This is a genomic window from Phyllobacterium sp. CCNWLW183 (assembly GCF_037203775.1).
Taxonomy (GTDB): domain Bacteria; phylum Pseudomonadota; class Alphaproteobacteria; order Rhizobiales; family Rhizobiaceae; genus Phyllobacterium; species Phyllobacterium ifriqiyense.
Genome location: NZ_JBBCBN010000006.1, coordinates 189,249 through 204,453, shown reverse-complemented (window position 1 = coordinate 204,453; position 15,205 = coordinate 189,249). Strand labels below are relative to the sequence as shown.

At 58.6% G+C, this 15,205-nt stretch carries 11 protein-coding genes; 8 read left to right on the top strand and 3 right to left on the bottom strand.

Annotation, left to right across the window (positions count from 1 at the left end; all coding sequences use genetic code 11):
* From V9K95_RS15235 to V9K95_RS15205, 7 genes are all read left to right on the top strand, one after another.
* A complete protein-coding gene (locus V9K95_RS15235; RefSeq protein WP_336441148.1) occupies nt 1-2,175 on the top strand; it encodes a UvrD-helicase domain-containing protein in 2,175 nt (724 codons plus the stop codon).
* Nucleotides 2,115-5,378 carry a helicase gene (locus V9K95_RS15230; RefSeq protein ID WP_336441149.1) on the top strand — a complete coding sequence of 1,088 codons (3,264 nt, stop codon included), beginning with the start codon at nt 2,115-2,117 and terminating at the stop codon, nt 5,376-5,378. Before V9K95_RS15235 ends, V9K95_RS15230 begins: the two co-directional genes overlap by 61 nt.
* A 2-nt stretch (nt 5,379-5,380) precedes the next feature.
* A complete protein-coding gene (locus V9K95_RS15225; RefSeq protein WP_336441150.1) occupies nt 5,381-7,270 on the top strand; it encodes a DUF1998 domain-containing protein in 1,890 nt (629 codons plus the stop codon).
* A complete protein-coding gene (locus V9K95_RS15220) occupies nt 7,258-8,997 on the top strand; it encodes a nuclease-related domain-containing DEAD/DEAH box helicase (RefSeq protein WP_336441151.1) in 1,740 nt (579 codons plus the stop codon). Before V9K95_RS15225 ends, V9K95_RS15220 begins: the two co-directional genes overlap by 13 nt.
* Nucleotides 8,998-9,249: 252 nt before the next feature.
* The gene (locus V9K95_RS15215; RefSeq protein WP_336441152.1) at nt 9,250-10,881 is read left to right on the top strand and encodes an ATP-dependent nuclease; all 1,632 of its coding nucleotides are present in this window, start codon (nt 9,250-9,252) and stop codon (nt 10,879-10,881) included.
* A complete protein-coding gene (locus V9K95_RS15210) occupies nt 10,878-12,017 on the top strand; it encodes a UvrD-helicase domain-containing protein (RefSeq protein WP_336441153.1) in 1,140 nt (379 codons plus the stop codon). The genes V9K95_RS15215 and V9K95_RS15210 overlap by 4 nt, the downstream gene beginning before the upstream one ends.
* Nucleotides 12,018-12,032: 15 nt before the next feature.
* Entirely contained in the window at nt 12,033-12,263 is a 231-nt protein-coding gene (locus V9K95_RS15205) for a hypothetical protein (protein ID WP_336441154.1), read from the top strand.
* 2 nt (nt 12,264-12,265) lie between these two features.
* On the opposite strand, the gene V9K95_RS15200 is transcribed toward V9K95_RS15205, so the two are convergent.
* Nucleotides 12,266-12,619: a hypothetical protein gene (locus tag V9K95_RS15200; protein WP_336441155.1), complete on the bottom strand. Its 354-nt coding sequence runs from the start codon at nt 12,617-12,619 to the stop codon at nt 12,266-12,268.
* 27 nt (nt 12,620-12,646) lie between these two features.
* A complete protein-coding gene (locus V9K95_RS15195; RefSeq protein WP_336441156.1) occupies nt 12,647-12,922 on the bottom strand; it encodes a hypothetical protein in 276 nt (91 codons plus the stop codon).
* A gap of 13 nt (nt 12,923-12,935) precedes the next feature.
* On the opposite strand from V9K95_RS15195, the gene V9K95_RS15190 reads away from it, so the two are divergent.
* Nucleotides 12,936-13,148 carry a hypothetical protein gene (locus V9K95_RS15190; RefSeq protein WP_336441157.1) on the top strand — a complete coding sequence of 71 codons (213 nt, stop codon included), beginning with the start codon at nt 12,936-12,938 and terminating at the stop codon, nt 13,146-13,148.
* Nucleotides 13,149-13,364: 216 nt separating this feature from the next.
* Here the strand turns inward: V9K95_RS15190 and V9K95_RS15185 are convergent, their stop codons facing one another.
* Nucleotides 13,365-14,495 (bottom strand): RHE_PE00001 family protein, encoded by a 1,131-nt coding sequence (locus V9K95_RS15185; protein ID WP_336441158.1) that lies wholly within the window; start codon nt 14,493-14,495, stop codon nt 13,365-13,367.
* Between the last annotated feature and the right edge of the window lie 710 nt (nt 14,496-15,205).

Here is a 15,205-nt window from a genome sequence, read left to right as displayed (position 1 = left end):
ATGAGTACGGTTCGTGTTGCCGTTCGTCAGGCAGGGCAGATTGTTGATACAATAGACCGGCCGTTGCGAGAGACGGCCGGCGTGCCGGCGGTTGTCTACCGCCGCAAAATTTGGCGCCTCGTCGACGGGCATATCGACCTCGACCAGCCATCACTCGACACACCGCGAGCCGAAGCCCCTATTTCGACGGCGGGGGCGGGAGCGGCGAGCCGAACGCTGCTGATCGAGCAGCCGGATGATACCGATACGCGTCAGGGAGTCATCAACGCGCCGGCGGCCGCCCGGATGATCGTGGAAGCGGGACCCGGTATGGGCAAGACTGAACTTGCCGCACGTCGGCTCGCCAGCCTTATCCGCAACGAACTGTCGCCCGCTCAGATCCTGGTTCTCAGCTTCTCTCGAAGCGCGGTCAGAACCCTGACCAGCCGCCTTGGCAGGATCGGTGAGACCGATCCGCGCGTCTTGGAGGAATTGCGCCATCTTTCTGTGCGCACATTCGATTCATGGGCCTTTCGGATGCTGAGACTGCTTGGAGAAGCACCACGCATCCTGCTGACGCGAAACCACGATTCTAACATCGCCGCGCTGACTGAGTTGGCTGCTGGCCCGCGGCGCGACGACATTCGTCGCTTCATGGGTGATCGACGGCACCTCATTGTGGACGAGTTTCAGGACCTTCCCGGGGTCCGTGGAGATCTCGTCCTCACTCTCCTGTCGCTTCTGGCTCCACGGGACCATACCGGATGTGGGTTCACCATCCTGGGCGATCCAGCACAGGCTATCTTTGGTTTTGCGCGCGGGGTTCGCGAGGACGGAGCGCCATTTCCGTCACCTCAGGAATATTGGCAGCAGGTTTCGGCGACTTACGGGGGTCAACTCGTCGAAAAGAGGCTGGCGCGCAACTTTCGTGCCGATCCGCCCCTCGCGCACATGTCGGCCGAACTGCGCAGTGTGCTCGTAAGTGGCTTGTCGGAGAAGGAGAAGCTGCGTCACATGCTTGCGGCCGTGGCTGCGCTGCCAGAACCTTCGCAGCCCCTTGGACGCGGCCTGCTCGAGGCGGCCACCGGTGGTAGCCGGGCCATATTGACCCAAACCAACGGAGAGGCGCTTAGGGTGCTCCGTGCCCTATACGGCCAGGACCCCGAGCCTAGCGCGATTCCCTTGAGGTTGCACGCCGGCAGCCACACAATGTTGCCACCGGCGTGGATTGGCGGCTTGCTAAGGAAGCTGCGTAGCACTTCCCTGCCGCGCACTCAGTTTGCGAGGATTCATGCACTCCTGACGAAACTGTGGGGCGAAGAGGCTTGCCTCCGGTTGGGTATGCCGGATGAAGAGGTCGCCTGGGGTCGATTGGCACAGGCAAGCGGAGTGGCCAAAGATGCGACCGCCATCGACGTGGGCCAGCTTCGCGAACGTTTGGCGTGGCCGGATGCGTTCCCGGATGACCAGCCGCTCGCCGAGGATGGTGTGATTGTCACCACCGTCCATCAATCAAAGGGCATGGAGTTCGACGCCGTCACACTTCTTGAACCTTCGGGTGCCGGTGACGAGGAAGACGCCGACAACGCGAATGACGAAACGCAAGGTGAGCGCGCCAGCATCGCCTACGTCGCCGTGACGCGGGCCGCCAAGTCTCTCGACCGCGCAAGCGCTGACCAGATTCTCCAGGCACCGGTGCATTGGGACTTCGCCGGCGGCCGCCGCCGCCTGTGCTCACGGCAGAGGAACTGGATCAACATGGAAATGGGGCTGCGCGGGGATGTCGATCCCATTGGCTTCGCCGACCCGGCTCTCTTGGGTGGACCAGCTGGCGTCGAGGATCTACAGGCGTTTCTACTCTCCAATGCCGGAGCGCTCGCGGGCCAGAAGGTCATGCTTTGCAAGCAACATGCGGATGGCAAAGCCGTGTGGCACATCCGCATCCAGGAGGGTACGAAGCCTGGCCGGTTAGTCGGCCGAACGGCTAATCAGCTTTCGCTCGATCTACTGAGCGTTCTGCACAAGCGAGGTTTTCAGCTGCCGCGGATCATTATGAACCTCCGAATATCGTCAGTGGGAACCGTCACCTCCGATGGCGCCGTCAGACTCAGTGAGCCTGAGAAAACCAGTGGGCTGTGGCTTGGCGTGGGCCTGTTCGGCACCGGGGATTTCCAAACATGGAAGGAGAAGAAGTGACCCGCTCCGATCACCGCCCGGTTCGCAGAGATCTGCTGGGCATTACAGAAGCTCTGCTCCTCGGACCTCTCCAATCAGACGAAGAGATCGCTTCGGCACCCGTCGACACCTACCTCACCGGCATACTGTGGCCTGAAGGCGCAACGCTCGACGCGATCGAAGACGACCAGGACGATGGTGCGCCGAACGACATCGACGGTGAGACCGATGGCGGTGTGCCGGGCTATCGAGCCGTTCGCGCCTGTTCGATCGGCCTCACGTTCGCCGCCGACGAGAACGCTACTGTAATCGTGTCGACTGCGTCGACGGCGCGATACAAGCCGATCTACCGTGAGCCTGCCGAAGGGGGCAAGAGACGTCGCCGGATGTGGTCAAGGCAGCAGCTTAATTATTTCTATGAGATTCAGCCCGGCGATGCCGGCACCTGGCGCGTTCACGACTTCACCGGGCCGGACGGCACTCCTGTTCGCGACCCGTCCGTCAACCTCCATATTCGCCGCCGCCTCTCTGGAGGCCGGCAGGTCCTGACCATCACCCTGATCAACAGAGCGCAGCCGACAGAAGATCGTCTGAGGGACGAATTCTGCCTTCTCCAAACTGGCCTAAAGATTCAATCGTTTACGCGCGATGGTATAGGGGCAATCCGTCCGCGACCGACTTCGTTGCCCGCCGGTGCAGACGATGACGCCCGTTCCGCCGCGCTTCTCTACCGCGATGTGCTTGAATACGCGGTCGGACACGGTGTGGCGGTGATCTGGGAGCCGAATTCCGATCAGCGGACAAGCTGGCTGGAAACGGCATGGATGCCAATCGCAACCGTGAAAGGAATGAACGCATCTGGGCATGGAATGCTGATAGAATTTCTTAGCAGAAACCCGCAGGCGCTATCTGCTCAGTGGCTAGCTGAATGCGGGGACCGCAACGAGGTCTTGGACGTTCTTAGCGGTTTTGCGGGCCTATACAAAGCATGGATCCGCGAGGAGTTGGCTTCCCGAGTCGACAGCTTCTCTGGCGACCTCCGGATCGCGGCTGAGCGGAACTTGGACCTCTGCAGAGCGGCACTAAGGCGCATAGAAGCAGGTGTCCATATGCTGGCCCATGACGTCCACGCTTGGAACGCCTTCACGTTAGCTAACGCGGCAATGGACAGGCAGTCTCGTTTCCCGGCCAAGGGCGAACGCGCAGGGCCGCTTACCTGGAGGCCTTTCCAGCTCGCATACATCCTTATGGTCTTACCGGGTCTGGTTGATCCGAGGGATCCGGACCGCGATCACGTCGATCTGCTCTGGTTTCCAACCGGCGGCGGGAAAACCGAAGCGTATCTGGGCTTGACGGCCTTCCAGATCCTTCACCGCCGCCTCACTGACGCAGATCGACGCTCCGAAGGCGGCGTCGATGTGCTTATGCGGTATACCCTCCGACTCCTGACCGTGCAGCAGTTCCAACGCGCGGCGGCATTAATTTGCGCATGCGAAGCCATCCGGATTGAACGAGACGATCTCGGCGAAGCGCCGATCTCCCTCGGTCTCTATGTCGGTGGGGATGCCACTCCAAACAGGGGTAGCATAGCAATGGAAGCGCTCGATCTTGAACACGACGGTCAGAAGCCGAAGTCTACCCCCCGACAACTGCTAGAGTGCCCGGTCTGCGGTAACAGGCTTGGCGCCGATTGTTACCAACGGGCTCCAGACGAGGCTGGCATAGATATCCGCTGCTCCAACGAAGACTGTGTGACCTACGGCGCGCCACTGCCAGTGATAACCGTGGACGACTTCATCTACGACGCGCCGCCCAGCCTCCTGATAGGCACAATCGACAAGTTTGCTCAGCTTCCCCGACGAAGCGACCTGCGGGTACTTTTTGGCCTTGATGGAGGGCTCCGACCCGGACTGATTATTCAGGACGAATTGCATTTGATTTCCGGACCGCTTGGCTCGATGGCTGGTCTGTATGAGACTGTCGTGGACCTGCTCTGCACCTATGATGGTTTCCGTCCCAAGGTGATCGGTTCAACGGCTACGATCGGACAGGCCGGACGCCAGGTCCGGGCATTATTCGATCGTCAAGTGCTGCAGTTCCCACCTTCCGGCTTCGAGGCATCGGACTCTTTCTTCGCGGTCCGGGACGACCACGGACCAGACCGGCTATATGTTGGCTTGTGCTCTGCCGGCCGAAGCCCGAAGTTTGCCCTTCAAGCAGCCGCCGCGGCGCTTCTTCAGGGCATCGGTGATCTGGTCAATACTGGAACTGATCCCACGCTCGCTGATCCCTACTGGACAGCGGTCCTTTACTTCAACAGCCTTCGTGAACTCGGAGGCGCACACGTGCTTTTGCAGGACGACATTCCGCGCCAAATTTCTTTTCTCGCGAGCCGCCTCGGAGGTCGTAGGCGCGTCCTGGAGACAGATGCAATCGAGCTGAGCAGCCGGGTATCATCCCGCGACCTCCCCGATTTCCTCGCGCAACTTGGAAATCCGCTTACAGATGGTAGCGATCCATTTGAACCCCAGCCGCGTGATACGGTCCTGGCGTCAAACATGATTTCCGTAGGGGTCGATGTGTCCCGGCTCGGTCTGATGCTGGTGAACGGACAGCCAAAGTCGACCGCAGAATACATTCAGGCGAGCAGCCGAGTGGGACGGGGCCTCGACGGTCTTGTGATGACGCTCTATAATTTCGGGCGTCCCCGGGACGTCTCTCACTTCGAGCACTTCCTCACCTATCACAGCGCATTATACCGAAGCGTCGAGGCAACCAGTGTCACTCCTTGGGCTCCCCGGGCGCGAGACAAAGCACTTCATGCTGTAATCGCGGCCGCCGTCCGGCACCTCACCGATGGTATGGAGGACGACAAGGACGCCGTTGCATTCGACCCCCAGGACAAGGAAGTGAGACGGCTCATTGCCACCATCCGCCAACGTGCGGTTTCGGCTTCCGACGGAATTGAGGGAGAAGACGCCGCAGAGGACATCGATGCTATTGTCGAGGAGTGGGCGTCGAGAAGCCAAAGCGCTCGAGCTTCCGGAACTGACCTGCTCTACTGGAAACGGTCCGCGCCATTCGGGAAGACCAAGCCTCATCTGATGCTGTCGGCTGAGGAGGGAGGACAACCGGGCTCCCTGGCCTGGGCAACCCCGAATTCCATGCGTGAGGTTGAGCCCTCGACAGCCTTTGCCTTAAAATCGATCACCAAGAGGAACTGAATATGGCAAGACGTTTCCGGAACGCCCCTGCGTCCGAACCGACTGATGCGGTGGAACCGATCGGGACGGTTCGCCGATCCCAGCTTGTCTCTTCCTTCGGCATTGGGGCGATCATCGACCTGGAGAAGGGCTCGTTCATGCCGATGGGACTGGAGGATTGGGAGCGGATCAACTCGCTTCCATCGCTTAGGATCGGCGAGGAACGGCTGCAGTCGATGCTTGGCGTCAGCCACTTCCGCATGGGTCCTGTGAAGGAGCAAATTGCTGGAACAACACAAATCCGCGCTCGCAGCGCAGCACCTGCCGTCAGATTCCCCGAATGGCATGAATGCCCGAAGTGCCATATTATAGGAAAGGAGAGCACTCCCTTCGAACTGGCCGACGATGGGGCCCGACTTCGCTGCACGGCCCATGATGGCAAAGTCTTCACGAACCCCGTCCGCTTTGTCGTAGCTTGCCGTCGGGGTCACCTCAGCGACTTCCCTTGGGAATGGTGGGCGCATCGTGGTTGTGAGGGAGGCATTTGCCAGCGTCCCCTGCTGCGGTTGGGCTCGCGCGGTGAGTCTGCATCGCTCGCAGACCTCTTTGTGGTCTGCGAGGCTTGCAGCACCCCCGAACGGAAAACCATGCAATCGCTCGGAACAGCCTTTGGTGCTGATGCGCTGACTGGATGGACGTGCGATGGCTTCAGGCCCTGGTTACATGATCGTCAGGCTGACTGCCGGGAGCAGGTCCGCGCATTGCTGCGCGGTGCCTCTAACGTGCACTTTGGTGTAGTTGGCTCAGCGCTGTCCATACCTCCTGCATCAGAGGCGTTGACGCAGATCGTCGAGCAATCCCGGATGTATCTGGATGGAGTGCCTGAGGCGGCACTTCCGTCAGTGCTGACAGGTGTGTCGCAGACCTACGGCGTACCCGTAGATCAGTTGCTGGCCGCATACCGACGGCTGCGGTCGATTGAAGTAGGCGGCCCTCCTCTGACCGAAAAAGTCGCGCGTGAGCAAGAGTATGATGCGCTGTCGCAGGACCGCGACGACCCCATCGTCGGCGGGGTTGTGCCGCAGTTCCAGAACGAGGTATTCGACCCGCCTCCAGCGCTCTCACACTGGTTCGATCTGGTCGGGGCAACGTCCCGGCTTCGCGAGGTGCGTGCCCTTGCAGGGTTCTCCCGGATTGAGCCGCATCCGGTGAGTCCGGAGCGCGTGCGACAAGCGATTGCGGAAGGCAAGGTTTCCCCACTCTCGAAGACTGAAAGGACCTGGCTGCCCGGCGCCGAGATCAGAGGTGAAGGCATCTTTCTGCGCTTCAGGACGGAAACCGTCGATAAGTGGATCGACGACAATCCCGGCCTAGCCGCCCGCATCGCCATCCTCGAGACTCGGAGCATGCAGATTGCCGAAGAGCGCGGCTATGAGCGAGACTACACGATCACCCCGCGTCTGCTGCTGGTCCACTCTTTCGCTCACGCTTTCATTCGACAGATTTCGGTCGAGTGCGGCTACTCGGCCTCTGCATTGCGCGAACGGCTATTTGTTTCCGACACCGGGAGGACGATGAATGGCGTCCTGATCTACACCGGTTCGCCGGACTCCGAAGGCAGTCTTGGAGGGCTTGTTCGCCTGAGCGCCCCCGACTTGCTTCAACCGATCGTACTCAGAACGCTTGCCAATGCCGGATGGTGTGGCAGTGATCCGGTGTGCCTGGAGACGGATCCCTCGCAGTCAGGCGACCGGATTAGCGGTGCGGCCTGTCACTGCTGCCTCCTTCTTCCTGAAACCGCCTGTGAACGTTTCAACCGCGAACTCGATCGCGCTGTTCTGGTCGGTGACGCGGATCAGTCGTTTGCAGGCTTTTTTGGCAATCTCGTGCCGGAGGCCGAATGGCAGTCTTGATCCCCGATGTTCCTGAGCGTTGTCCTAACAGCGAGCGGCTCGTATATGAGCGGCTGGGTCGCGAACTGCCGGCCGACTGGGTTGTGCTCCATTCGCTGGGATTGCCGGGTCACGAGAAAAAGATCTGGGGCGAAGCGGACATGATAATCCTTTCACACCTCGGCGTCTTTGCGATCGAGGTGAAAGGAGGAAAGGTCTCCTGTACCGACGGCGTCTGGACTTTCTCAGGCGACTTCAAAAGCTACACAAAGAAGGAAAGCCCGTGGTCACAGGCGTCGGGCGCCATGAACGCAGTGAGAGACCGTCTTCACGGCGCAGCCGGCTCATTCAGGGATGTGCTTTTTGGTTTCGGCGTAGTAATGCCCTACACGACCTTCACTACGACCGGCGCGGAAATCATTCCGGAGGTTCTACTCGACAAGCGGAAATTCCGCGATACCCTTGCCCACTTCATCTCCGCGATCCAGCGATACTGGTATGATGTCTGTCTCGAAAAGCGTGGTAGGACCTATCGCGGCCTTAGACCGGACGAGATCCTTCTCGCGAGGCAGATATTAAGGCCGGATCTTGAAACTGCACTGAGCCTGGGCGGGTATCTCACCGGAGTCGACGCGCGGCTGATCTATCTGTCTAATGAGCAGATTCGGGCATCGCGCCGCCTAGCGGCCAATCCGCGGACGGTCGTGCGTGGAGCGGCCGGTACAGGCAAGTCGGTTATCGCGCTGGAACGATCGCGACAGCTCGCCGCGAATGGCAAGCGCGTATTAATGCTCTGCTTCAATCAGCTATTGGCCGCTCACGTGGGCGAGGGGCTCGCAGTCGATGATAGTGGCGCGAAGCTGGAGGTCCGCCATATACACGCCCTTTACCACGAACTAATCGCAGCCGCCGGTCTCCTACCACAACTTGAGAAGGAGGACTCTGACCACCACGAGTTCTTCCCGAAGCGGTTCCCCGAACTGGCGGCGGAAGCGCTTTGCGAACACGCTCCTGAGCTATGGGACGTCCTGATAGTGGACGAGGCTCAGGACCTTCTCACCCCGGAGCATCTTGACGTTATGGATCTGCTGGTTCGTGACGGGTTGAGGCGAGGCCAGTGGCACCTTTTCCTGGACCCGCTTCAGAACATTTACAGCGTCGAGACCCAGGAAATGGTGGAGCAGAGGTTGAGCGAAGGAGCACCCGCTTTCGATGATCTGTTCGAGAATTGCCGGAACACGCGACAGGTAGCCGTGCAGGCTTCGATCATCTCAGGGATTGACCTGGCCGTAGTCGGTGCCCCGGACGGACCACAGTGCCAGGTTCACTACCATGCTGATGCGAAAGATGGAATCGCGCAATTAGAAGCCATCATTCGCGATCTCATCGCCCGGGATGTCCCGGCCAGCGACATCGCTATCCTCTCGACCCGCCGCCATGAGAACTCACTCCTCGCGGGGCAGCGCGAAATAGCGGGCCGTCGACTCGTCGGTCCCGCGGACAAAGCTGCACTGCGCGCCGGATCTTTGCTGTTTACGACGATGCACTCATTCAAGGGGCTGGAACGGCAGGTCGTGATTGCGATCGACATGGCGGAAACCGGTGACGAACAATGGGCCATGCTCCACTATGCCGGACTTTCGCGTGCGAGGGGACTGCTCCACGTGCTTTTGCCCACGTCCGCCCGCCGGGCGTACGACAGACAGGGAGAGGCGTTTGGTAGGCGATTGGAATCCCGCCGAACCTGACTCTTGCAAATTCTAACCCTGAGATCTGTCGGAGAATTCGGACTGCTACTGGCGTGATAAGCGGACTAAATCTGTGCAAGTTCAGCACGCCGTGCTGGCCAGCGGCGCGAGAGCGATCCCGCTCTTTGGCGCACCGGAGCGAACAGGTTTTGACGACAGCCTGGTCGCTATCAATGCACATCCTTCGCTCATTCCTGCTCGCCGTTTTTTACCGAACAAGCTATGGTTGCTTCGCAGGACGTGGGGTGAGCGATGTATATCGAAAAAGTCAAAATCAAGAATTTCAAATGCTTTGAAGAATGGTTCGAGGTCGATTTCAATCACGGCGTCAACATTATTGTCGGCAACAACGAGGCTGGAAAATCCACGCTGCTCGAAGCGATCCATCTATGCCTGACGGGTATGCTGAACGGGAAATACCTGCGCAACGAACTATCTCCCTATCTTTTTAACAGGAGGGCCGAGCGGGCCTATCTGGACAGCATCGCTGTGAAAAAACCTCTCGATCCGCCGGAGATCCAGATCGAGCTGTTTCTGGGCGGGGATGGCGATGCGTTGGAAGACCTGCGGGGAAACGGGAATTCCGAGAAGAACGACAAGGCTCGCGGCCTCCTCTTCTCAATCGAGTTCGATAAGAAATATGACGGTGCCTATTCCGAGCTGCTGAAGAACCAGGAGATCAACTCGATACCCTTGGAATTCTATCAGGTGCAATGGTCGGAATTCTCCCGCCAACCGGCGATGGTCCGCACCATTCCTGTCAAGTCGGCCCTCATTGATTCTACGAGCACACGTGTGCAGAGCGGTTCGGATATGTACATCTCCCGCATCATCAAGGAGTTTCTGGACGACAAGGAACGTGTTGCGATATCCCAGGCCCATCGCAAGCTGAAAGACGCCTTTAAGGCCGATCGCAATGTCGGCGCCATCAATGAAAAGTTGGCGGAAGCGGCGAAGATCAGCCGAAAAAAGGTCAGCATTTCGGTCGATATGTCTTCCCACAATGCCTGGGAAAACAGCCTCATGACGTATATCGAGGATGTCCCTTTCCACTATATCGGCAAGGGCGAGCAGTGCATCGTCAAGACGCGCCTCGCGCTGAGCAGCAGGAAGAACCGCGAAGCGACCGTACTGCTGATCGAGGAGCCGGAAAACCACCTGTCGCACTCGAAGCTCAACCAGCTCATCAGCGATATCAGCACCGACAAGAGCGGCAAGCAGGTCATCATCACCACGCATAGCAGCTTCGTCGCGAACAAACTCGGACTGGACCATCTGATACTGTTGCGGGAAGCGAAGGTCACTCGGATCAAGGATCTGGCCGCGAGCGACTTCTTCCATAAGTTGCCTGGTTACGACACCCTGCGTCTTGTGCTGTCGCAGAAGTCGATCCTTGTAGAGGGCGATGCGGATGAACTGGTCGTCCAACGGGCTTACATGGATGCCAACGGGGGAAAACTGCCGATCGACGACGAGATCGATGTCATCTCGGTCGGGCTTTCGTTCCTGCGTTTTCTCGAACTGGCGGTGGCGCTGAAAATCCCCGTCGTGGTCGCGACCGACAATGACGGCGATATCGCTGCGCTTGAAAAGAAGTATGCCAAATACAAGGACGTCGATTATATCAAAGTCTGCTATGACCCCGTGGTGGATAAGGGCGAACTGGTTCTTGGCGGCAAGCCCTTCAACTACAACACCCTCGAGCCGAAACTGGTCAAATTCAATAGCGTTGAGACCTTCAACACGCTGTTCGGTACCAAGCATAAGCTCGATGACCTTCATCGATACATGAAGAACAACAAGACCGAGTGTGCGCTGGCCGTCTTTTCGTCGAAGACAAAAATCGACTACCCGAAATACATTCTGGATGCGATCGCCAAATGATCGGGCCAAACAAGCTTGTCATAGCTGCGGCAGGTTCGGGCAAGACCACCTACCTCGTCAGGCAGGCGCTTGCGGTTGAACAAAAACGAGTCCTCATCACCACCTACACGGAATCGAACGAAGAAGAGATCCGGCGCAAATTTTTCGAAATCCATGGCTCGGTTCCGGGCAACGTGCATATCCAGACTTGGTTCAGTCTGCTGATCGAGCACGGCATCAAGCCCTTTCAAGGCAAGCTGTTCGATTGGGATGTTGCCGGCATGCTTCTGGTTTCGCAGAGATCGGGATTTCGCAGGCGCGACCGGCAAGGCCGTCCCATGTATTGGGGCGAAGAGGATTTCAGGCACTGCTACTTCGACCGCCGAAATCGCGTCTATTCAGACAAATTGTCGAGGCTGGTGATGCGGTGCAACGAAGCATCCGACGGTGCTGTCATCGACCGGCTTTCCGGTATCTATCCCTCTATTTTCGTGGATGAGGTACAGGACCTTGCGGGCCACGACCTCGACATTCTAACGGCGCTTTTCAAGAGCCCTGCCAACATCGTCATGGTAGGTGATCCCCGACAGGTCACCTATGTCACCCATCTGGAGGCTCGTCTCAAAAAGTATAGGGATGGCAGCATTGCTGACTTTATTCAGACAGAACTTCGCCGAAAAGTCGCATGCGATATCGATGTGACCAGCCTCGTGATATCGCATCGCAATAGCTCGGCTATCTGCGAACTGTCGTCCAGGCTATATCCAAAATTAGTGTCTGCGACGGCATGTACATGCCCCGACTGCAGGCAACCGGTCCCTGATGATGCGGGTCTTTACATCGTCCGGCGTAGGGATCTGCCCCGCTATCTTGAGACGAGACGACCGGTGCAGCTTCGATGGAGTTCTACCGTCAAGATCGCATCTGCCGATCTACCGGCGCTAACCTTCGGACGGTCCAAGGGCCTCGGTTTCGACCGCGTCATTATCTATCCCACCAAAGAAATGATGGACTGGCTGAAGAATGCCCAATCGGCGTTGAAGGCCGAGACCCGCGCAAAACTCTACGTCGGTCTCACCCGCGCTAGGCATGCGGTGGCAGTGGTCTACGACCCCACCGATGGTGAGGCTATTACCGGATTTACCGTTTTCGAATAGGGAAATCTTCGGAACATGTTCCCGGATCTCCGTCCTTATGCCGCTCGCGAAACACCGCCACGCCATCGCGATACAGGTCGATATAGCGGCGGCCCAGCGATGCTTGGCATCGTGATCGCCCATAGCCTCTCAACGATCAGCAAGGAGACGGTACGCAAGCTGCAGGAACTCAACGATATGAAAGAGACACTGCTGGAAAGCGAATTTCCTGGAACCTATGCCGCGATGGGCCCACTCAAGCGGTAGGCTCAATATTCGTTGGTGACGCCAATCTCCGCCCAGAGCATGCGTTCCTGCTCCTCCTCCAGTGCCGGGCGCTCCACCACCTTGGACTTCATATCCAGCGCGTAGAGCGGCATTTGCCAGCGGTTGAATAGTTGACCGACATGGTCGTCACTGGCGGCTTCCGTGACCAACTTCTCTTCGATCAGCCGCTCGAGCATGGCCTGAATGAGCCGGTCGCTTTCATCGGACTTCGTGTCATCCTGAAAATCCACGTCGTCCCAGACCGCGGACACGGCGTTGATTCCATTGATGCTGGAGGCACCAACCGCGGACAGTGCTTCGGCGACGACCAGCGCACTCGGCTTGAAATCGAACACGCTGGTGTAACCACCAGGTGCGACCCACTACAGGGTGCCGTCATAAAGGCCTTCGATGTCGGCATAGAGGCGGGTTTCGCGCTGGTAGATGAGATCGTTCGGCGCGATGAACTCGCCCATGCCGTCTTCAAGGTAGTGCGTCACGCGCCGCTGGTCGATGATCTTGCGCAATTCCTTCAGATCGACCGGCCGCCATTGGCAAGCTTCTGCATAGAGAAGCCGCGCAAGATGGTCATAGTACCGGCTCATCAACGTCCCGATCCTGCCGGCGACGCGCTTTTTGGGGCAGCGGACGATGTCCATGAGGATGAGGATCTTGGCCGCTTCCTCTTCCGCATGGCCCGGCCTCACGGGGCATGTCCGAGACCTTCTGCGACGCGGCATAGAGGCCGCATGCGCTTTCCAGCAGGATGGGCAGGCCCTCGGCGATGAACGCCGCGCGCTTGTCGGCCGGCATGTTGGCAATCCTGTGCGCCTGCCGCAGTCCGATATCGGTCTTTGCCATATGTCCGCCCCTCCGTTTCGATGATCCATAGCAATTGGCGGAGCGGATCATCATAGCACCGTCGGTGCACAGGTTGTCACCCTAACTCGTAGCCGGCACGGGTCCACCTGCCTTGTTTGCGTTGCGACGAAGAGTATCAAATTGCTCATCTCGCTGAATTTTTTCGAGTGTTCTAAGGGCGACCGCTTGTATTCACATCTCAAGAGTTCTCCACCTCCGACGAATATACGCTGCGGTGGATCAGAGCACCCCCCATGCCCGAAACCGCCCCCTCCCCGTCATCTCGCGCAACCCCAGCTCCTCCACGATCCGAAGCGCCGCCCGCTGTGTGACGGCGAGTTCCTTCGCGATCATCCCGGCCGACACCAGCGGACGCGAGATCACCAGCTCGATCAGCTCTGGGAGTTTTGACGAGGTGCGCTTCCCGACCAGCCGCCGCTCCATCATTTTCCGCGCGAGAGCCAGCCGGTCGTGCCCCTTCAGGCCGAGCTCTGCGGCGGCGATGATACCGGCAAGCATGGCCAACAGCCTAGTTTCGGAATCGCGATGGCGGCGGCGATCGACGGGGATAGTTTTGAAGCCGACATTGAAGGCAGCCAGATGCGCTGCCGTCGTCAGCCCAGCATCACGCAGGATCGACGCTGCCAGAAGCCGACCAAGCCAGGGCGCATGCTGCAGAACGGACAGTTCGTTCCAGGCGTCAAGGGCGAGCACCGCCTGCAGCACCGGTGGCAGGTCTTGCATCTGCCGCAACACGCCGCGCCATTCATCCAGCCGCTCGTCCTCGTCCCAGTCGAGATCGTAAACAAGCGGATCCTTTTCCAAGGCACCGGCGCGGCCGGGCCGTTTTGCATTCTCGATTGCTGCGTCGGATCTGGCGAGCAGCGCATCAATGGCAGCGAATTCGGCGTCAAGTGGGTTTACATCTTCGACGTCGTCCTCCTTCCCTCCTCCGGAGACTTGGTGGGCAGCCTGGGCCGTCTCGCTCTCACCCGCGATGCCGCCAGATGCCTCCGCCGCCTGGCCTCGTAGGTTGCGGAGACCGTCCGGCGACAGGGCCCAGCCGGGAGTCTGTGCGGCGATGCGGCGGCGGGTTTTCAAAACATCGCGGGCGATTGTCAGTTCGTGGGTCGGCGTGCGAATATCGCGCGTGGCGTCGTGAAGAACGAGGTCCTCGAGGTGGACCAGCTCGCCGTCGATCCACAGCGAGGCGCATGCGTCGGCGAAATGCGAGCGTTCGATCCAGCCCTCGCCCACGGCCGAACGGGCAATGCGCTCATCGAGACGGGTCAACGCCGAACCCGCGTCGGAAAGCGGCCGCAGCAGAGTCTGGATGGGCAATTTTTCAAGATCATAAGCCATTGAAATCATGGTAAATGATTTGCTAAACGGACACCAGTGGATAGTTTGCGTCCGTCACTACCTAGTTCCGTGGGTTGGAGATATAACCATCGATAACTAACCCTTATCGATAGCGTATACAGCCAAGACATACGCATCTATCGCCGCTTGAAACGCCCGTATTCCCTTGCTTTTCGGACATCGCTACGATCGCAGGCATGCTCATTTGCCTATTATCGGCATTTTCAAACGACCGTTTTCCCAGGACTTTCTATTTTGTACAGATCCATTCGATAATGAGATTTTTGAGCTAGGTCCACGTTCCGGGCGCGCGACTAGATTCACGTAGGCTTTACAGGGACTGCAATCTTTATGAAGAAAGCGGCAATTCCTTCAACGGATTCCACCATTTTACCCCCATCGGTCCAAAATGCTTTTCGTTAGCGGTTAACACCGTCAGGCCGTTGGCATCCGCGGTAGCCGCAATAGCGATTTCAACAAAACCAGGTTCATGCGCTCGAGCACGCTCAACGATTACGCCAGCAGCGTAAGCTTCTTGGAGCCAAATGGGAGAACTCTGTTTCCGTACAGGTTCTCGATCAAAGTCACCCAATTACGAAGCCGTTTGGCCTTTGTGACAGCCTCAAGTCGTTCGCCGCGATGAATACCATGCACATCCGGTACACGAATGCGTGCTTGTGCCACAACCATCTAGCGACGGGTGCGAGTTAGCTGTTCAT